The 19,287-nt window shown below is 72.1% G+C and carries 17 protein-coding genes and 1 pseudogene; 14 read left to right on the top strand and 4 right to left on the bottom strand.

Going from position 1 to position 19,287, the window contains the following annotated elements:
* The 6 genes and pseudogenes from K1J60_RS39100 (at position 1) to K1J60_RS39075 (ending at position 5,314) form a co-directional block, all read left to right on the top strand.
* Positions 1-1,137 (top strand): annotated as a pseudogene (locus tag K1J60_RS39100) (serine hydrolase domain-containing protein).
* A gap of 148 nt (positions 1,138-1,285) precedes the next feature.
* On the top strand, positions 1,286-1,609 hold the full coding sequence (locus K1J60_RS39095) for a putative quinol monooxygenase (RefSeq protein WP_220650342.1): 324 nt from the start codon (positions 1,286-1,288) through the stop codon (positions 1,607-1,609).
* A 70-nt stretch (positions 1,610-1,679) separates the two neighbouring features.
* Positions 1,680-2,699: a zinc-dependent alcohol dehydrogenase gene (locus K1J60_RS39090; RefSeq protein ID WP_220650341.1), complete on the top strand. Its 1,020-nt coding sequence runs from the start codon at positions 1,680-1,682 to the stop codon at positions 2,697-2,699.
* Between the two features lie 778 nt (positions 2,700-3,477).
* Positions 3,478-3,738: a hypothetical protein gene (locus tag K1J60_RS39085; protein WP_220650340.1), complete on the top strand. Its 261-nt coding sequence runs from the start codon at positions 3,478-3,480 to the stop codon at positions 3,736-3,738.
* Positions 3,739-4,011: 273 nt separating this feature from the next.
* Positions 4,012-4,623 (top strand): hypothetical protein, encoded by a 612-nt coding sequence (locus K1J60_RS39080; RefSeq protein WP_220650339.1) that lies wholly within the window; start codon positions 4,012-4,014, stop codon positions 4,621-4,623.
* 505 nt (positions 4,624-5,128) lie between these two features.
* Complete coding sequence (locus tag K1J60_RS39075) at positions 5,129-5,314, top strand: hypothetical protein (RefSeq protein WP_220650338.1); 186 nt, start codon at positions 5,129-5,131, stop codon at positions 5,312-5,314.
* A gap of 404 nt (positions 5,315-5,718) precedes the next feature.
* On the opposite strand, the gene K1J60_RS39070 is transcribed toward K1J60_RS39075, so the two are convergent.
* Entirely contained in the window at positions 5,719-7,638 is a 1,920-nt protein-coding gene (locus K1J60_RS39070; protein ID WP_220651902.1) for a glycoside hydrolase family 127 protein, read from the bottom strand.
* Positions 7,639-7,896: 258 nt separating this feature from the next.
* Between K1J60_RS39070 and K1J60_RS39065 the strand changes: the two genes are divergently transcribed.
* Positions 7,897-8,523 (top strand): NAD(P)-dependent oxidoreductase, encoded by a 627-nt coding sequence (locus K1J60_RS39065; RefSeq protein ID WP_220650337.1) that lies wholly within the window; start codon positions 7,897-7,899, stop codon positions 8,521-8,523.
* Between the two features lie 211 nt (positions 8,524-8,734).
* On the opposite strand, the gene K1J60_RS39060 is transcribed toward K1J60_RS39065, so the two are convergent.
* Together K1J60_RS39060 and K1J60_RS39055 are read right to left on the bottom strand one after the other, a co-directional pair.
* Entirely contained in the window at positions 8,735-9,316 is a 582-nt protein-coding gene (locus K1J60_RS39060; protein ID WP_220650336.1) for a TetR/AcrR family transcriptional regulator, read from the bottom strand.
* Positions 9,317-9,576: 260 nt separating this feature from the next.
* Positions 9,577-10,794, bottom strand: coding sequence for an acyl-CoA dehydrogenase family protein (locus K1J60_RS39055; RefSeq protein WP_220650335.1), 1,218 nt, complete (start codon positions 10,792-10,794; stop codon positions 9,577-9,579).
* 119 nt (positions 10,795-10,913) lie between these two features.
* On the opposite strand from K1J60_RS39055, the gene K1J60_RS39050 reads away from it, so the two are divergent.
* The 7 genes from K1J60_RS39050 to K1J60_RS39020 all read left to right on the top strand — a co-directional run bounded on the left by K1J60_RS39050 (position 10,914) and on the right by K1J60_RS39020 (position 18,524).
* Positions 10,914-11,750, top strand: a complete 837-nt coding sequence (locus tag K1J60_RS39050) for an enoyl-CoA hydratase/isomerase family protein (protein ID WP_220650334.1) — start codon at positions 10,914-10,916, stop codon at positions 11,748-11,750.
* A gap of 109 nt (positions 11,751-11,859) precedes the next feature.
* Complete coding sequence (locus K1J60_RS39045; protein WP_220650333.1) at positions 11,860-12,477, top strand: hypothetical protein; 618 nt, start codon at positions 11,860-11,862, stop codon at positions 12,475-12,477.
* Positions 12,474-15,083: a putative PEP-binding protein gene (locus tag K1J60_RS39040; RefSeq protein WP_220650332.1), complete on the top strand. Its 2,610-nt coding sequence runs from the start codon at positions 12,474-12,476 to the stop codon at positions 15,081-15,083. Before K1J60_RS39045 ends, K1J60_RS39040 begins: the two co-directional genes overlap by 4 nt.
* Complete coding sequence (locus tag K1J60_RS39035; RefSeq protein ID WP_220650331.1) at positions 15,080-16,198, top strand: acyl-CoA dehydrogenase family protein; 1,119 nt, start codon at positions 15,080-15,082, stop codon at positions 16,196-16,198. Before K1J60_RS39040 ends, K1J60_RS39035 begins: the two co-directional genes overlap by 4 nt.
* A gap of 18 nt (positions 16,199-16,216) precedes the next feature.
* Complete coding sequence (locus K1J60_RS39030) at positions 16,217-16,651, top strand: Zn-ribbon domain-containing OB-fold protein (RefSeq protein WP_220650330.1); 435 nt, start codon at positions 16,217-16,219, stop codon at positions 16,649-16,651.
* Entirely contained in the window at positions 16,648-17,802 is a 1,155-nt protein-coding gene (locus tag K1J60_RS39025) for a thiolase family protein (RefSeq protein ID WP_220650329.1), read from the top strand. Before K1J60_RS39030 ends, K1J60_RS39025 begins: the two co-directional genes overlap by 4 nt.
* A 17-nt stretch (positions 17,803-17,819) precedes the next feature.
* Positions 17,820-18,524 (top strand): SDR family NAD(P)-dependent oxidoreductase, encoded by a 705-nt coding sequence (locus K1J60_RS39020; RefSeq protein WP_220650328.1) that lies wholly within the window; start codon positions 17,820-17,822, stop codon positions 18,522-18,524.
* Positions 18,525-18,530: 6 nt separating this feature from the next.
* Here K1J60_RS39020 and K1J60_RS39015 read toward each other — a convergent pair whose 3' ends face one another.
* Positions 18,531-19,208, bottom strand: a complete 678-nt coding sequence (locus K1J60_RS39015) for a TetR/AcrR family transcriptional regulator (RefSeq protein ID WP_220650327.1) — start codon at positions 19,206-19,208, stop codon at positions 18,531-18,533.
* Positions 19,209-19,287 lie beyond the last annotated feature (79 nt).

The following is a 19,287-nucleotide window of genomic DNA, read 5'->3' as shown; positions in this document are numbered from 1 at the left end:
GTGGCGGATCTGGACGGAGTGTGCGACGGGCGCTTCGCGGAGGTGGCCGCGCGGCTGTCCGGGAATCTCGACGCGGGCGACGAACTCGGTGCCTCGATCGTGGTCACGGTCGACGGGGAGCCGGTGGTCGACCTGTGGGGCGGATGGGCCGACCAGGGCCGTACGGCGCCGTGGCGGCGCGACACGATCACCAATGTGTGGTCGTGCACGAAGACGGTCACCTCCCTGGCGGCGCTCATGCTGGTCGAGCGCGGACTGCTCGACGTGGACGCCCCGGTGGCCCGGTACTGGCCGGAATTCGCCGCGCGCGGCAAGGAAGGCGTGCTGGTCCGGCACCTGCTGTCGCACACCTCGGGCGTCTCGGGGTGGGAGAAGCCCGTGACGGTCGCGGACGTCCTCGACGTGCCGGAGTCGACGGCCCGGCTCGCCGCGCAGGCGCCGTGGTGGCCGCCGGGCACGGCGTCCGGCTATCACCTGCTCAACTACGGTCATCTGGTGGGCGAGTTGGTCCAGCGGATCGACGGGCGCACCCTGGGCCGGTTCGTCGCCGAGGAGATCGCCGGTCCGCTCGGCGCCGACTTCCACCTCGGTCTGCCCGACTCCGAGTTCGGCAGGGTCGCCGATGTCGTGCCGCCGCCGTACCGGTCGAGCGATCTCGTCGGCGGCGATCCGAACAGTGTGGCGATGAAGACCCTCACCGGTCCGGTGGGCGGTGCCGAGGAGTCGTGGCGCCCCGAGTGGCGTCGCGCCGAGATCGGCGCGGCAGGCGGCCACGGCAACGCCCGGTAGCTCGCCAGGATCCACTCCGTCGTCGCCTGCGGCGGCACGCTGGACGGCGTACGGCTGCTCTCGCCGCGAACCATCGACCTGATCTTCCGTCAGCAGACCGACGGACCGGACCTGGTGCTGGGGATGCGTCTGCGTCTCGGCATCGGATTCGGGCTGCCGTCCCCGGCCGTGCCGTATCTCCCGGAAGGACGGATCTGCTTCTGGACCGGATGGGGCGGATCGGTGGTCGTGATCGACACCGAACGCCGGGCAGTGATCGCGTACGTCATGAACAACATGGGCACCGGGCTGCTCGGCCAGGGCCGCACGGCCCAGTACGTGAAGGCCGCTTTCGCGGCCCTGGAGTAAACGGGGGCCTGCCTGCTCGCCGTCCGCCCCGTCCACGGGAGGACGGCACGGCGGGCAAGGCTCGCGGATCCCGGGCGGCCGCCGTGGAACAACGGCTCCGACATCCGCCATGATTATGACGACTGTTATATCGAGAAAGAGGTATCCCATGACCGAGCCGGTGGTCCTGATGGCGACGATGGTCGCCAAGCCGGGCCAGGAAGATCTGGTCGAGAAGACGTTGACGGCGGCGCTGCCCAAGGTGCACGCCGAACCCGGATGCCTGCGGTACGCGCTGCACCGCAAGACGGGCACCACCGGCGAGTTCGTCATGATCGAGAAGTGGGCCTCCCAGGAGGCGCTGGGCGCGCACATGAAGGGTGCCGCGATGCGGGAGGTCGGAGCCGCCCTGGCACGGGCGCTGGCCGGAGCGCCGGACATGGTCTTCCTGGACGCGATCTCCGCCGGAGATCCGGACGCCGGAGCCGTCTGACCGACCGCGGGGAGCGGGCCGACAGGCGAGACCGGCCGGCCGGCATCCCGGACAACCGAGGAGTTTTCCCATGAAGAGCCTGATGTTCGTCGCGCCCGGACAGCTGCGCTTCGACGAGGTCGACGCCCCCACCCTCGTCGAGGGCACGGACGCGCTCGTGCGCCCGCTCGCGGCCACGACCTGCGATCTCGACCACCATGTCATCGCCGACAGGACGCCGTTCTCCGGATTCGGCCCGTTCCCGCTCGGCCACGAGTGCGTGGGCACGGTGGTCGAGGTCGGCCCCGACTGCACCGACGTCACGGTCGGAGACGTCGTCGGCGTCGCGTGGCACATCGCGTGCGGTAGCTGCGCACAGTGCGCACTCGGACACACCGCCCGCTGCCTCGTCCACGGCGACGCCCAGTACGGCCTCCCGGTGAACGGAGCCTGGGGCGGCACCTTCGACGAACTCATCCGCGTTCCCTACGCGGACTTCAACCTCGCCAAGCTGCCCGCCGGGGTCGACCCCGTGCACCTGGCCTCCATCGGCGACAATCTCGCGCTCGGCTGGGAGACGGTGATGCCGACCGTCGCCGGGATCACCGACCCGAAGATCGCGGTCTTCGGAGGAACCGGCTCCATCGGCCTGTACGTGGCCGACGTGGCGGTCCACTGCGCGGGCGCCCGTACCGTCTACTACGACGACGACCCGGTCAGGATGAAGGTCGCCGAGCAACTCGGCGCCGAGGTGCAGGACATCCACGGCAAGCGGGAGAAGGACTTCCACCTCGCCGTGGACGCCAGCTGCGACCCCGAGCGGCTGCGCAAGGCACTGCTGTCGGTCATGCCCGAGGGCCACGTCAACAGCGTCGGCATCTACTTCGACGAGGTCCAGCTCCCGCTGCTCGCGCTGTACCAGCGCGGAGTCCACTTCCACAACGGCAAGGGGCACGCGAGGCCGAACATGACACCGACCCTGGAGGCGGTGGCCGCCGGCACACTCCACCCCGAGCTGGTCACCAGCGGCATCTACGGCTGGAACGAGATCCCCGACGTGCTGACCTCCGACCGCGCCGGCCACAAGCCGATCTTCGTCCTGGACAGCTGAGTTCGTCGCGCGCGGCCGCTCCCCGGGCATCCGATCCCCGACACGGGGCGGAGGCCGGAGCCGGAGCCGGAGCCGGAGCCGGAGCCGGAGAGGAGCTGAGCCGGATTCGGTCGGTGCGCCGAAGACGGGGGTGGGCATTCCTGCGCGGTGAAGGTGATCTCGTCGGCGCGTGCCGTGCCGGGCCGCGACCTTGGCCAGCCGCTCGTCGTCGAGTTCCCCGCCACCGCCCACCGGGAAGAACGGCACGAAAGCGAGGCCTCCCTCCTCACATGCGGCCAGGGAGATCCGCTTCCCTCGTGCACCCGCAGGTCGGCGAGGTGACGTGAACTGGAGTACGCACGGGTTCCTGAGTGGGGACCAGGGGCACGATCGGGTGAAGTCAGCAGGTAGGAGACCTGTGTTCGAGCCATCCCTCACCGGCCGTGCGTGATCGCGGTGCGGGAGGAGATCCGGGCTGGCATCGGTGCCGTCTTCCCGGGGCCGACCCAGCTGCACGTCTACGTGCTGGGTCTGGGGCAGCAAGGTGCCCGGAACCTCCCGCGCCCCCGGGGCGCGGCTGCTCCCTACCTGGGGCCGCGCGAGGCGCGGCAGCTCGTCGACGACCCGAGGATCTGTCCCGCGGTGATGCGCGGGCAGGACGTTGTCTCCGGTCCGGCGGCGCCTGGAGCGGAGCGATGCACGGCGGATCAGTGGCCGTACGTGGCTGGAGGAGGAGGTCCTGCAGACGCTCGCAGGGCAGCGGGCGGCGAACACGGGGCTGACCGGGACGTGGCCGAAGATGGTGCTGCGGCTGATCAGGTGTGCGCTGGCAATCCGGGATGCCGAGGGGGAGGAACTGATCGCGCAGGAGATGCTCGAACAGGTGCGGTTACCGCTGAAAACCGCCGCCGCCGAACTGCTCACCCAGGCAGGGATGTTAAGGCCGCGCACGGCCCCGCCCCCGGATGGCCTGGCCGGTGCGGTCCTGCGCGGACTGTGCGTGCTGGGGCATTACGGCAACCCGATGCCGCGGCTGTCGCGAATGGCGGAACAACCGTGAGCGCTACCGGGTGGACCGATGTCCGAGATGCCGGCGGGACGATCTGCCGCCGCACACGGAGGAGGGCATGTGCCGCGCCTGCCTGACCTACGTGCGCGAAGTCGGCGCCGAGACGGCGGCGGTGTCCTTCACGCAACTCGCCTTCGCCGGTCCGCTCGCGCACCAGCTCAAGCGACGGGCCGGGGAGCTGGGCTTCGTCGTGCACAACCGGTCCGGCCCAGCCTCTCGTGCGCGCGCCCGGCCCCGCACGACGCCCTCCCGGAGGGACAGACGGTGGCTATGCCGGTAGGCCCGGGGCAGCTGTCTCCGTTCTCGATGCCGCGGACCTGGCAGCGCAAGCAGCGCGCCCGCGTCATCGCGCTGCCCCCGCTGTCCCCACTGACGGCTCCGGCGCAGGACCTGCCGGATACCTTCACCGCCGCCTACCCGCAGTCCTGGCTCGCCGACAAACGCAACGTGCCGGGCGGAGCGGCCGTGGTCTTGCATACTCTGCTGGCCCGGCTGGGGCCGCACGCCCCGATCCCCGAGCGGGACGTACGTTCCCTGGCCGGTACCGTTGCGGCCGGCACCGCCGCCACCCGCCGCGTGATCTCATTCCTCCACGCGCACGCGCTGCTGGAGGCGGACGAACTCTCCGACACACCCGCGCAGCTGCTCACCGACGTCCGGCACCAAGTACTCCCGCACGTACCGGACGTGAGTCAGAGACGGCGCGACCGGTACGACAAGAAGGCCCTGCACACGCGGATCGCTCAGCTTCCCGCTCCGATGGCCGACGAGCTGAGCGCCAGGGTGCGGGTGCTGCGCGGTCGAGGCCGCTACCGGCACACCCCGGCCGCTTCCGGCGTATCCGTCGCTACCTGCGCATCGCCTGGCCGACCCTGACTTCGTGGACGGCGGCCGGGCTGGACCTGCGGCAGGTCACTGCAGAGCACATCACGAGCGAACTCGCCCGCCATCAGGGCAACGTGGCTCGCGGGCTGCTCAGCGTGCTGCGTAGTATTTTCCGGGCCCTGACGCAGGAGCGGCTGATCTTCCTCAACCCCACGGCCGGGCTGCAGTTGCCTGCTGGAGTACACCTGCCGCGGCCCTTGTCCAGTGATCGACTGGCCGGGGCCCTGGACCGGCTGGATGGTCCCGCCGCGCGCCTCATCGTTGGTCTGGTGGCCATCCACGCCGTGCGTGCCGTGGAGGTCGCCCGGCTCGACCTGGCCGACCCCGACCTCGCCCGCCGGACACTGGCGGTGCGCCGGGGTGAGGGCATCCACCTCGTCTACCTCGACGACCTGAGCACCGACCTGGCGGCCGACTGGCTGCGCGAGCGCCGCCGCTGGCCCCAGTCCACCAGACCTACCGGCACCCCGACTCTCCGCAGATCAGCTATTGCGCGATGCGGGCCGCGTTCGACCAGATCGGGCTGCTGCCACGGCAGGTATGGGCCGACCGCATCCTGGACGAGGCCCGGGAGACCACCGATCCGGTCCACCTCGTCCGCCTCTTCGACATCCATCCCGGTATCGCCGTGAAGTACGTACACGCCGCACACCCGGACAAAGCCCTGCCCCGGATCCGCTGACCGGGCGACACCGCCTAGCCCCCACGGAACGCGGTGGAAGACGTCGCCCACGTCTTCGACCTGGTCCCTGCCGGATCCGATGCTCGCCACACCCATCTGTACTCAGCGGCCCCCGGCATGGTGGGGTCGCTGACCGCCGGGCAGCTCCGACTGCGATGTGCTCACCGTCCCAGGCTGCGGTGTCCGCCTCGTCGTCTACACGGTGGCCGCGGGTTCCACCGATGCGGAGAAGCTGGATTTCCTACGGGTCACGAACGGCCTTCGCTCCCACCGCTCCTCGTCCTCGGGCCCGGTCTGTTCTCCACGCCGTAACGCGCCGAGGGCGTGGTGACCGGGTAACCGGGTGACGGCTCGCGGCTCGCGGCAGGTCACCGTGGCCCCGGACGCCGTCACCACCAGCCTGTTCACCGCCGTTGCGGTATCCACACGCGCATGGCGCCGTCGCCACGGTTCGCCCAGGCGTAATAGGGCACGGCGGTCAGCTCGACGGGCCGGTCGGCGGATGCGGCCTCCGTGCGATACGGCCACCACCCCGCCTCGTCCGACGCGAGACGTCGACCGGAAGCGACGACGGTGGAGACACCGCCGAGCAGATCGGGGCGGTCCCGCACAGTGGGTGCCGTCGAGGTGTCGAGGACGACACCGTCGAGGCCACCGGCGTTGTCGGCTTCCTCCAGGCAGTACACCAGCGGGCCGCGCTCCAGCGCCACGCATCCGCGCACGGCATCGACGTACGGGTGCGGGTGGGTCAGGCGTACCCGCAGGGTGAGTTCGAGCCGGACGGTGTCGCCCGGCCGGAAGGACCGGGTGACGCGCAGCCAGCCACGCTCCGGCCGCTCCCGCACGGGCGTTCCGTTCACGGCAAGCCGGAACTCCTCGCACCACGCGGGAATCCGCAGGGCCAGGGTGCGTTCCGCGGCGGGAGCGTCGTCGACGGTCACGGTCACTGTGCCGTCCCACGGGTATGCGGTGGCCACGCGGACCGCGAGGCCGCCACCCGCGTACTCGCCGGTGGCGTACTGGTGCAGGCGCAGACCGCTGTCGTCGACGGCGACGTCGGCGAAGTAGTACGGGAGACTGGCCAGCAGGCGCATGGCGTTGGGCGGGCAGCAGGCGCAGCGGAACCAGGGCGTACGCCGCGAGGTCTGGTCGCCGGGGCGCTCGTGCGTGTGCGCACGCCGCTGGAGCGGGTTGACGTACAGCCAGGTGCGGCCGTCCAGCCCCGCGCCCCCGAGGAAACCGTTGTACAGCGTGCGTTCGATGAGGTCCGAGTAACGGGCCTCGCCGGTGAGCAGGGCCATCCGCCAGCTGAAGTGGACCGAGGCGATGGCAGCGCAGGTCTCGGTGTACGCGCGGTCGGAGGGAAGCTCGTACGCGTCCCCGAAGGCTTCCCAGTCGTGCCGCGAGCCCATCCCGCCGGTGAGGTACGTCTTGGTGGAGACCGCATCCGTCCACAGCCGCTCCAGTGCCTGCCGGAGCCGGACGTCTCCCGTCTCGGTCGCCAGATCGGCGGCGCCCGCGAGGAGGTAGAGCTGGCGCACGGAGTGCCCGGTCACCTCCTGGGCCTCGCGGATCGGGATGTGGTCCTGCCAGTACGCGGACCCCGGATCGCGGTCGTGGCCGCGGTCGGTGCCTGAAGCCAGGGCGCCGTGCCCGCGCCGTTCCAGGAAGTAGCGGGCCAGTTCCAGATAGCGCTCGTCGTCGGTGGTTCGGTAGAGCTCGATGAGGGCCGTCTCCACCTCGGGGTGGCCGCACACCCCGTCCACCTGCTTGCCTGGCCCAAAGACGGAGTCGATGTGGTCGGCGAACCTGCCGGCGACGTCCAGCAGGTCGCGGCTGCCGGTGGCACGGTGGTGGGCCACCGCGGCCTGCATCAGATGGCCGGCGCAGTACAGCTCGTGGCCCCAGCCGAGTTCGGTCCACGGCTCGCCGCCGCCGAGTTGGTAGTACGTCTGCAGGTAGCCGTTCTCCGACTGGGCATCGGTGATGAGCCGGACGATCCGTGCGGCTTCACCGGCGAGGCCGGGGTCCGGCGTGTCGGCCAGCTGCCAACAGGCCGCTTCGAGCCACTTGTAGACATCGGAATCCTGGAACTGGAAGTCGCCCGAGAACGCGGGTGCCGTACCCGGTTCCGCGGCCGACCGCAGGTTGGCGAGGTTCCCGGCTTCCTCCAGCCGCTGCGGCCCTTCCGGGATCGACACCTCGGCGTTGATCCGGCGACGCGTCGCCCAGAAGCCGTCCGTGATGCGCGCGACGGAGGCGGGGCGGTGCGTCGCGGCCGAGTGCGCACCGGGACGCACCGGGCCGGTGACTGGCGTGTGCAGCTGAACCTCCGAGGAAGAGCGATAGAAAACGGTTACTTCACGCTAAGGCCGCACCGTCGATTCACGCAAGAGATGCGCCCCCGAATGACCACCGGCGTCGAGCGGGGCTCGCGAGCGACGGGCACCACGGCCCCCTTCCGGGACGGCCGACTCTTGTCAACCGGATAGCTGTCCGGTACGTTCTCCCGGTACCGGACACCTGTCCGCTTAGGTGTTCCGCACACCATCCCCGCGGCACCCGGAAGGTTTCTCCTGCCCATGAATCTGCTCATCCTCGGTGCGACCGGCCCTACCGGTCGCCACATCGTCGACCTGGCCCTTCAGTCCGGCGACAAGGTCACGCTCCTGGCGCGCAGGCCGGAGGCGCTGGAGGACCTGGCGGACCAGGTCACGGTGGTCGTCGGCGACGCCACCTCGCACCACGATGTCGCGAAGGCCATGATCGGCCAGGACGTCGTCGTATCGGCCCTCGGCAGGAGCACCTCCGTGCGCGCCGACGACCTGTTCACCCGCGCCGCGGCGGCCGTCATCGGTGCGGCCAGGGACGTGGGTGTCTCCCGCCTGGTCTGGCTGTCCTCGTTCGGCGTGGGGGACACCTATCGGTCGGCGAGCGCCGTGCAGAAGGCCATATACAGCACGCTGCTGCGGAACATCTACGCGAACAAGGAGCTCTCCGAGAACGCGATCCGCTCGAGTGGCCTGGACTGGACGCTGGTCTATCCGACCATGCTGACCAAGGCCCCCGCCAAGGGCACCTACCACGTCGGCGAGCGCCTGCCGATGAAGGGGAACCCGACGATCAGCCGCGCGGACGTCGCCGACTTCCTGTACAAGGCGGCCCGAAGCACCGAGTGGATCAACCGGCAGGCCGTCATCACGGACTGACGAGCGGCCCCGCATCGCATTCCGTGCCACTCGATGTCAGCGCTCGCGAAGCCCCCTCCGACCGCCCGCGATCCCGGGACCGTTCGCGCCGTCCTGCGACGTGCCGTCGAGCTCGGCGAGAAGCGGCATCGACCCCGCCTCCTCCCTCCGCGGCGACGGCGGCGCCGTCAGCGCCGACGCCCAGCCCTGCGGCCGAGGGTTGAGGTCGACCTCAACGCGGTCCAGGGGCCCCCACGCGCAGGCCGTCCATCACGAGGTCGAGAAGGCGAGCGCTCTGGGCCTGCCAGTCCCCGCGGGAATCGATCTGCCAGACACCGGCGATGGCCAGGAGGAAGTCGTCGGCCGTCACGCCCGGGCGAATGGCGCCGACCTCGTGGTTGGCGGCGAGCAGGGCCTCGATCGCCTCGACGACCAACGCGTATCCCGGCTGTGCCGGACCGTCCGACGTACCGACGATCCGACGCATCGCGTCCGACAGGCCGGCCTTGGCCACGGCGAAGCGGGCGAGCTGGTCCATCCACTCACGCAGGGCCTGGTCGGGCGCCCGGGTTCCGAGCAGTCCCGCCGCGGCGTCGGTGAGCTGGCGCACCTCGTGGCGGTGGACCTCCAGGACCAGAGCTTCACGGTTGGGGAAGTTGCGGTAGAACGTGCCCTGCCCGACCCCCGCCTTCTTGGCGATCGAACTCAGCGGGGCATCCACGTCGCGCGACAACTCGGCCAGCGCCACCTGCAGGATGCGCTCGCGATTGCGCTGCGCGTCCGAGCGCTGAGGTCCCTCGTTCCCGGTCCGCACTCCCCCTCCCTCCGGGCTCACACCCACGAGCTCATCACCAAACGGACAATAGTCCGGAACTCAGGAAAGTAGCGGACCGCCGTCCGGCTGGCAAGAGCGGGCCGGGACACGCAAGGCCCCGCCGGCTGTCCATACGCGGTTCAGGGAGCAGGCCCAGGACAACCCCCTGCGTCGTGCTCACCGAAGAACACGTGCCTCCTCGACACAGACGCAGGGCACCCGACCGGGCACGCCTCCCGTGCAGGCGCCCCGCGGCACGATCAGCCGTCGGCGGTGGTCGGGCGTGGCTGCCGGTAGGGCCGTACCGCGCGGCGCGCTATGGCGAAGCGGTGGGTCTCCGAGGGGCCGTCGTAGATGCGGAACGGCCGGACCTCCCTGAAGAGGCGGGCCAGCGGGGCGTCGGCGGCCGAGATGCCGAGCGCTCCGCAGATCTGCACCGCCCGGTCCACCACCCGGTTCACCGCCTCCGCCACGAAGGTCTTGGACACCGAGGTCAGCTGAGAGGCGGCGGTGGAGCCGGTGTCCAGCTCCCAGGCGGTGCGCAGGATCAGTGCGCGGCTCGCCTCGATGTCGATCTCGGAGTCGGCCAGCATCTGCTGGACCATGCCGAGGTCTCCCAGCACCGAGCCGAACGCCATCCGGCTGCCCGCCCGTTCCAGCGCGACGTCCTGGGCGCGGCGGGCGGCTCCCAGCCAGCGCATGCAGTGGGTCATCCGGGCTGGTCCGAGCCGGACCTGGGCGCCTTCGAAGCCGTGATCCACCGCGCCGAGCACCTGGTCCTCCCCCACCACGCAGTCCTCGAAGAGGATCTCGCTGTGTCCGGCGAAGAGCGACTCGTCCAGGGTCTCGATGGACCGGACGAGACGCATGCCGGGGGTGTCCGCGTCGACCAGGAACATGGTGGCGCCGCCCGGGTCGCCGGGGCTGCCGGAGGTCCGGGCCATGACGATGGCGAAGTCGGCACCGTGGGCACCGGTGATGAACCATTTGTGCCCGTCGATGCGCCAGCCGCCGGGCACCCGGGTCGCGGTGGTCCGCAGGGAGCGGGGATCGGCACCGGCTCCAGGAGCCGGTTCGGTCATGGCGAAGCAGGAGCGGGTCTCGCCCGCGGCGAGCGGAGCCAGATACCTCTGCTTCTGCTCGTCGGTGGCCACCTTCTCCAACAGGTGCATGTTGCCCTCGTCGGGGGCCGCGCAGTTCAGCGCCAGCGGTCCGAGCAGCGAGTAGCCCGCCGCCTCGAACACCAGCGCCTGGCCGCGCAGGTCGAGCCCGTGTCCGCCCCAGCGCGTGGGTACGTGCGGAGCGAACACTCCCGCCTCCCGGGCGGCTTTCTGCAGGGTTTCGCGCAGTGCCTCGGGGGCGTCGTGCACGGACCCGCCGCACTCGCGCTCGGCCGGAATGACGACCTCGCGCACGAACTCGGCGGTGGACGCGGCGAGATGCGCGACAGCCGGATCGATATCGAACTGGATGGGCACGTGGCCTCCCGCCGACGGGCGTACGGGCATCGGTGCCCGCCGCGTCCTGGAAACTGTATAGCGTCTTCAGTATCTTGCCGGGAAGCACCCGGCGACGGGAAGACGGCAGGAGAAGCGTGATGAGCGTCCCAGCGAGCACCGAACCGGTCCGGATCGTCCGGCACCCCGACGGGGTCGTGGAGTTGAGGCTGGACGATCCCGGCCGGGGAAACGCCCTGGACCTGGGGACGGCCGAGGCGCTGCGGGACACGGCCGTCGAGGTGGCCGCGGACCCGGGCGGCGCGGTCCTGCTGCGGTCGACGGGCGGCAGCTTCTGCGTGGGCGGTGACCTGCGCGCCTTCGCCGGTCTCGGTGCGGGGACCGGCGCCTACGTGCACGCCGTGGCGAGCGCCGCGCACGCCGCGATACAGGCCCTGTACGAACTGCCGGTGCCGCTGGTGACGGCGGTGCGCGGCGCGGCCGCGGGCGGGGGGATCGGCCTCGCCGTGGTGGGTGACATCGTTCTGGCGGCCCGGTCGGCGCGGTTCCGGCTGGCGTACACGGCGATCGGACTCACACCGGACTGCGGGGCCTCGTGGTTCCTGCCACGGCTGCTGGGCCCCCGCAGGGCGGCGGACCTGATCCTGACCAATCGCGTCCTGACCGGCGACGACGCCGAACGCTGGGGCCTGGTCTCCCGGTCGGTGGACGACGGGGAACTGGACGACGCGGCGCATCGGATCGCGGCCGATCTGGCCGCCGGCGCCGGGGACGCGCTGCGGGCCTCGAAGGGCCTGCTGCGCGTCGGCACCGGCGAGGAGCTGCGCCGCCACCTCGCCGAGGAGGCACGGCTGATCGCCGCCCTCGCCGACGGCCGTCAGGCGCAGGACCGCATGGCGTCGTTCCTCGCCGCGGGCAGCCGCCCGAAGGCCGCTGACGGCCGGGCCGGGGCCAAGCAAGCCGAAAGTGTTTCTTGAGTCCCTCTTCACTAACAGGCCCGCCGGGGCGTAACCTCCGGGCAACACAGGACCGAGGAACCGGTCACCACAGAACCGGGGAAATGGTGTGGCGATGCAATCTGCTGCCGTGGACGTTCCGGACGCATTCGACGAGACCCTCACCGAAGGCGCCGTCGACCTCGTTCTGCGCGGTATGTGGCGTGGCCGGCCGGAGTCCGAGCACCGCCCGCTGGTCGACGCCGGGCTGGCGATGGTGAAGGGACCGGTGGTGCTGCCGACCGAGCGCGCCAAGACCGTCGCCGCGCGGATCCTGCGGGTCCCCCCGGGCTCCGAGCAGGAGGGCCGGATCACCGCGGCGTACGAGGCGTTCCTGCCGGTCAACCGCAAGATCCGCGACGTCTGCACGGCCTGGCAGTGCCGCCCCGACGGCTCGGTCAACGACCACTCCGACGAGGTGTACGACGCCGGGGTGCGCGAGTCGCTGGAAGACGTGCACGAGGCGATCCAGCCCGTGCTGCGCAGGCTGGACCCGGTGCTCGCGGGCAGCGGACGGTACCTGACGGCCCTGGAGGAGGCCCTCGACCGCTTCGACGACGGCGCGCCGCAGTGGCTGGCCTCGCCGCTGTGCGACTCGTACCACACCGTGTGGATGCGGCTGCACCAGGAGCTGCTGCTCGTCCTGGGCATCAGCAGGGCCGAGGACGAGGCTCTCGAAGAGGAGCTTGTCACAAGGAGCAGAGGGTGAGCGTCACCGACCGCGAGGCAGGGCCGCTCGCACAGTCCCGGATGTCCGTCGCACCGTCCGGAACCCCCGGCCGGCTCCTGGTGCCCTACGGACAGGGACGCACCCGGGGCCTCGAAGCCGACGAACTGGGCGCGCACGGGGCGGCGGTGGACGGCCTGGTGGCCCTCGGTCTGCCGGTCGTGCCGGGGCTCACCGTGCCCGCCGGCGCCGCCGCGTCGCTGTGCGATCCCGACACCGCCCAGGCCGCCGTGGACCTGGTCGAACAGCTCTCGGGCCGGCGTATCGAGGACGCGGCCCGGCCGCTGCTGCTGCGCCTGTCGGCGAGCGCGCCGACCGAGATCGCCGGACTGCCGCCCGACCTGGCCTGTCTCGGCGTCACTCCCGCCCGTGCCGACGACCTGTGCGCCCTCATCGGGCGTGCGGACGCGCTGTACGAGGTGTGGGCCGCCACCGTGCGCATGATCGCCGAGTACGCCCTGGACGTGCCCGGCGCGGTGCTCGACGACGCCCTCCTGGACACGCCGACGCCACGGGAACGGGTGGAGGCACTGCTGTCGCTGACGGCGGAACACGGCTCCGGCCCCTTCCCCGACGAGCCGGCGCAGCAGCTCGCGCTGGCCGCCCGTGCCCTCCTCGCCCGGTGGGACTCGCCGCGTGCGAGAAGATCCCGCCGCGCCCAGCGGCTCCCCGCCGACCTGGCCGTCGCCCTGCATGTCCAGGCCCTGCGCATCGGCCCGGCCGACCACTCCGGCTACGGCACGGCGACCAGCCGCGACCCCGAGACCGGGCGTCTCTCCCCGCAGGGCTCCTTCTTCCGAGGAGTGCGCCGCAGCGCCCCGCCGCCGAACACCGGAGAACCGCTGGACCGGCTCGCGGGTGGCACCGCACTCCTTGAGCACTCCCTGCTCACCCTGGAGCGGCATCTGCGCACGCCGGTGTCGGTCGACTTCGAGGTGCGCGACGACGAGATCTCCCTGCTCGCCGCCTCGCCGCAATCCCGCCCGCCGCTCCGGGCCTCGGTATGCCTGGCCACGGACCTGGCCCGGGACGGGGCGCTCGGCCGCGAGGAGGCCGTCCGGCGGATCACGCCCGCGCAGGTGCAGGAACTGCTGCACCCCCAACTACGGCTGACCGGTGGGGAGGAGCTCCTGGCGAAGGGGCTGCCCGCGTCCCCGGGGGCGGCGACCGGCGCGGTCGTGCTGTCCAGTGAACGTGCCCTCGAACTGGCCGCGGACGGCACGCGGGTCGTGCTCGTGGCCGGTGAGACGACCCCGGCGGACGTTCCCGGGATGCTGGTCTCCGCCGCCGTGCTGACCGGCAGTGGCGGTATCGCCTCGCATGCCGCCGTCGTGGCGCGGGGAGCCGGCACGCCCGCCGTGTGCGGCGCGGAGGGGCTGCGTGTGGACCTCGCCGCCGGGACGGTCCGCATCGGGGAGCGGGTACTGCGTGAGGGCGACCCGATCTCGCTGGACGGCCGCAGCGGCGCCGTGTACGCGGGGACGCTGCGCGTCAGTGTGGCCGGACCGCCGCCCGAACTGTCCACCTTGCTGGAGTGGGCGGACAGCATGCGCCGACTGGGCGTGCGGGTCAACGCCGACACGGCCGCCGAGGTGGACACGGCCCTGGCCCTGGGCGCGGAGGGTGTGGGGCTGTGCCGTACGGAGCACCAGTTCCTCGGCGAGCGGCTGCCGCTGATCAGGCGAGTGCTCCTGGCCGCCGACCCGGCCGCCCGCGACGAGGCGCTGACGGCGCTGGAGCGCGCCCAGCACGAGGACTTCCGCGCGCTGCTGGCCGCGGTCGGGAACCGCCCGGTGACCGTGCGCCTGCTGGATGCGCCGCTGCACGAGTTCCTGCCCGCCCCCGGGCAGGCCCTGGACGCGGCCGAGGAGCAGCGGGCCGCCGCGCTGCGCGAGGCGAACCCGATGCTCGGGCTGCGCGGTGTGCGGCTGGCACTGCTGCACGAGAGGCTCTACGCGGCGCAGGCCGAGGCCCTCTTCGCCGCCTGGGCGGATGTCGCCGCCACCGGGGTCCGGCCGGAGCTGGAGGTGATGATCCCGCTCGTCAGCCTGCCGGAGGAACTGGCGGCCGCCGCCGCGTACGTACGGGATGCCGCCGACACGGTCGCCGCCCGCACCGGGGTGCGGGTCCCGTACCGGCTCGGCACGATGATCGAGACTCCGCGCGCCGCACTCCTGGCCGGTGAACTCGCCGAGCACGCCGAGTTCTTCTCCTTCGGCACCAACGACCTCACGCAACTCACCTACGGGTTCTCCCGGGACGACGTCGAACGGCAGGTGCTCGTTTCGTACCAGGAACGCGGGCTCCTGACCGCCAGCCCGTTCGCGCGGCTCGACCCGCACGGGGTGGGGGCCCTGATCCGCCTGGCCGCCGAGCGGGCACGGGACGTGCGGCCCGGTATCAAGCTGGGCGTGTGCGGTGAGCACGGTGGGGATCCGGAGTCGATCGCGTTCTGCGACGACCTCGGCCTCGACTACGTCTCCTGTTCCGCGCACCGCGTGCCGGTGGCCCGGATGGCGGCCGCGCACAGTGCCCTGGGCCGACGGCAGGACGCCGAGCGGCGCGACGAGAGCGGGAGCACACGATGACGAGCACCGTGACCGAGGCCACGGCCCTGTCGGAGACCGAGCTGGCGGACCTGCGCGAGACCGTTCGCTCGGTGTGCGCGGATACCGGCGGCACCGCCGCGGTACGCCGGCTGTCCGAGGGCGCGCCCGGCATCGACGCCGAGTTGTGGGACACCCTCGGCCGGCAGGTCGGCCTCGCGGCCCTCGGCCTGCCCGAGTCGGCGGGAGGCATCGGCGGCCTCGCCGAGATCGCCGCCGTCTGCGAGGAGTTGGGCAGGACACTGGCACCCGTACCGCTGCTGTCCTCCACCGTGCTGGCCGGGCAGGTGCTGGCCGGCTGCGGCACCGCCGACGAGGCGTCTGCCGCGCTGGCCGAGGGCACCGTGCACGCGCTGGCGGTGGCCGCGCCCGACGGGGCGTGGCGGGCGGACGCCGTGCCAGTGGCCGTCTCCTGGCGGGGTGGCGTCCCGCTGCTGGACGGCACCGCGCCGTTCGTCCTCGACGGCGCCGACGCCGAGGCGCTGGTGGTGGCCGCGGCCGGGCCCGACGGTGTGGACGTGTTCCTGGCCGACCCGCGTGCGCCGGGAGTCACGGTGCGCCGGGTGCCCACTCTGGACCTCAGCCGGGGCCAGGCGGTGGTGACGTTCTCCGCTGCCCGGGCACGGCCGCTGACCGTCGGCGGCGAGGGGGCGGACATCGTCTCCCGCGCCCTGGACGTGGCCCTGGTGGCTCTGGCCGCCGAGCAACTGGGCGGAGCGCAGGCCGCCTTGGACATGACGGTGGCCCATGTGCGCGAGCGGACCCAGTTCGGCAGGGCGATCGGCGGCTTCCAGGCCGTCAAGCACGCCTGCGCCGACATGCTGCTCCAGGTCGAGGCCGCCCGGTCCGCCGTGGTCCGCGCGGTCCGGGCGGACGGATCGCCGCAGGCGCTGGCCGAGGCGGCGGCGGTGGCACAGGCGTGGTGCGGCGAGGCGTTCGTCTCCGTCGCCGCCGAGTGCGTGCAGTTCCACGGCGGCATGGGCTTCACCTGGGAGCACGACGCGCACCTGTACTTCCGGCGCGCCCAGTCGGACGCGGTCCTGCTGGGCGGCGCCGCACACCATCGGGAACGGCTGGCCGGGCTGCTCGGCTGGTGACATGGAAGGCGGGACGGCATGGCCACCAGACTCATCGACGAGTCCCTGTTCGAGAACGGGGAGTACGGCGACGGGGATCCACCGCGTCTCGTGGGCGCCCGCTGCTCCGGCTGCGCCACCGTGGTCTTCCCCCGGCAGGACTCGTGCCCCAGGTGTTCGGAGGGGACGATGACGCCGCGGGTACTGCCGGTGAGCGGGCGGGTGTGGTCGTGGACGCTTCAGGCGTTCCCGCCGAAGTCGCCGTACCGGGTGCCGGCCGGCGGCCACCGGCCCTACCACGTGGGCTACGTGGACCTCGGTGAGGTGCTGGTCGAAGCGCGGCTCGCGGTGCCCCGCGCGGAGATCCGGATCGGCCTGCCGGTCCGGCTCACCACCATGCCCGCCTACCAGGACGAGGACGGAACCGAGGTGGTGACCTTCGCGTTCCGCCCGGAACGGGACGGGGAGCGATGAGCGGGTCGAACGACGTGTACGTGGTCGGATGCGGGATGCATGCCTTCGGCCGCGACGAGAGCGTCACCGGAATGGACATGGCCGAGCACGCGGTGCGCGAGGCGCTGGCCGACGCGGGCGTCGCCTGGGAGGACATCGGCTGTGCGGCCGGCGGCTCCGACGTGTCCGGCAAGCCCGACACGTTGGTGGGCCGTCTGGGCCTGACCGGAGTGCCGTTCGTCAACGTGCAGAACGGCTGCGCGACCGGTGCCTCCACCGTGCTCACGGTGGCGAACGCGCTGCGCGCTGGCGAGGCCTCGCTGGGGCTCGCGGTGGGGTTCGACAAGCACGAGCGGGGCGCGTTCCACGTCTCCGCGGCCCGCTACGGACTGGGCGACTGGTACGCCGAGACCGGCATGATGCTCACCACCCAGTTCTTCGCGCTGAAGACCCAGCGGTACCTGTACGAGCACGGGATCTCGGAGCGGGCGCTGGCGATGGTCGCCGCGCGAGCCTTCCGCAACGGCTCGCACCACCCCCTGGCCTGGCGGCGCAAGCCGCTGACGGAGCGGGAGATCCTGGACTCCGCCGAGGTCAGTCCCCCGCTCACCCAGTACATGTTCTGCTCCCCCGGACAGGGCGCGGCGGCCTTGGTCCTGGCCCTCGGCGACCGTGCGTTCGACCTGTGCGAGCGACCGGTCAGGCTGGCGTCGCTGGCCTTCCGGACCAGGCGGTTCGGTTCCTTCGAGGTGTTCTCGCCCTGGCTGCCGCCGGGGCCGCACCGCAGCCCCAGCGTCGAAGCCGCGGAGGCGGTCTTCCGCACGGCGGGGGTCCGGCCCGCCGACGTGGGCGTCGCCCAGTTGCAGGACACCGACAGCGGCTCGGAACTGATCCACCTGGCGGAGACCGGGCTGTGCGCCCATGGCGAGCAGGAGGCGTTGCTGGCCGCCGGGGCCACCGAAGCCACGGGCCGGATACCGGTCAACACCGACGGCGGATGCCTGGCCGGCGGAGAGCCCGTCGGCGCCTCCGGGCTACGGCAGTTCCACGAGGTCGTACGACAGTTGCAGGGCCGGGCACCCGGTGTGCAGGTGCCGGGCGCCCCCCGGGTGGGCTTCACCCATGTGTACGGGGCGCCCGGAATCAGCGCCTGCTCGATCCTGACGGTGTGAGAGGCGGTCGGCACATCATGAGGCACGACGACAGAACAGCGCTGGTGACCGGCGGGGCACGCGGCATCGGCCTGGAGATCGGCCGACAGCTCGCGGACCGGGGGCTACGGGTCCTGGTCGGGGCGCGGCAACGGGCGGCGGCCGAGGAGGCGTGCCGCGCCATCGGCCGGTCGGCGCTGCCGCTGGCGCTGGACGTGACCTCCGCGAAGAGCGTCACGGAAGCGGTGCGGGAGGCACGGGAGCTGACCGGCGGGATCGACGTCCTGGTGAACAACGCGGGAGTGTCTCTCGACGGGGAACTACGGCCCCCGCACGTCGACGAGGACATTCTGCGTTCGACCCTGGACACGAACCTCACCGGCGCCTGGCGCGTGGCGGAGGCCGTCGTCCCGGGCATGGTGGAGGCCGGCTACGGCCGGGTCGTGAACGTGACCAGCTCGTACGGTTCACTGGCGCTGATGGACTCCGGCCGGCACCCCGCCTACCGCATCTCCAAAACGGCGCTCAACGCCCTGACCCGGATGCTCGCGGCCGAGCTGGCCGGCACGGGTGTCCTGGTCAACGCCGCCGACCCCGGCTGGACCCGCAGCGGCATGGGCGGCCCGTCCGCTCCGCGCGGGCCGGAGGAGGGTGCGGACACCACGGTCTGGCTGGCGACCCTCCCCGAGGGCGACCGGACGACGGGCGGGCTGTTCGCCGAGCGCCGGCCACTGCCCTGGTGAACCGCCTCAGCTCGGTGACGTCGCCGGGGCCGGTGCCGGCTTCGCCGGGTTCTGCTCGGTGGCGACGATACGCAGTGCCAGCTCTCTGACCGCCTCCAGCACGGACCGGGGGGGCAACTGGGACAGCGGGCCGCCCTCCGCCCGCAGCGCGGTGACGAGCATGGTCGTACTGATCAGTGTGCGGACCGCGAGCGCCTGTGCCGCGTGCCGGGTCTTCGCCGCCCGGGGGCTGCGGGTGGTGCTCTCCGGCAGATAGTCGTAGCCGCGCTGGATGTGCCGCTGCTCGAACTCGTCCCGCAGCACCTTGACACTGCCGTTGGCCGAGGCGACCTGGAGCTGGTACAGCCGGGCCTCGTCCGGGTTCTTCTCCACCCAGTCCCACACGGCGTCGATGACGCGGACCAGACCCTCCGCGTCACCCGGCTCGGACTCCGGCCGGGCCGCCTCCACGACCGCGTTGAGCTGGTCGAAGACCCGGCGCATGGAGAGTTCGAGCAGTTCCTCCTTGCCGTCGAAGTGGTAGTAGACGGCCGTCGGCACCACCTGCGCCTCGTCCGCGATGTCCTGGATGCTGGTCTCCGCGAATCCGTTGCGGCCGAACACCCGGACGGCGGCGGTGATGATGTGCTGCCGTCGCGAGGGTCGGTGGGCGGGCTGCTTGCCGTTCTTCGTGGTGGCCATCATGCTCCCTGCCGACTGCCGTGAACCCGCGTCCGTGGGCCCTGCGTACTGACCATTCTATGCAGTAACTAGCACCGCTGGA

The organism is Streptomyces akebiae, from assembly GCF_019599145.1.
Taxonomy (GTDB): domain Bacteria; phylum Actinomycetota; class Actinomycetes; order Streptomycetales; family Streptomycetaceae; genus Streptomyces; species Streptomyces akebiae.
Note: the sequence above shows the minus strand (reverse complement) of the source record. Positions and strands in the feature narration are given on the sequence as shown.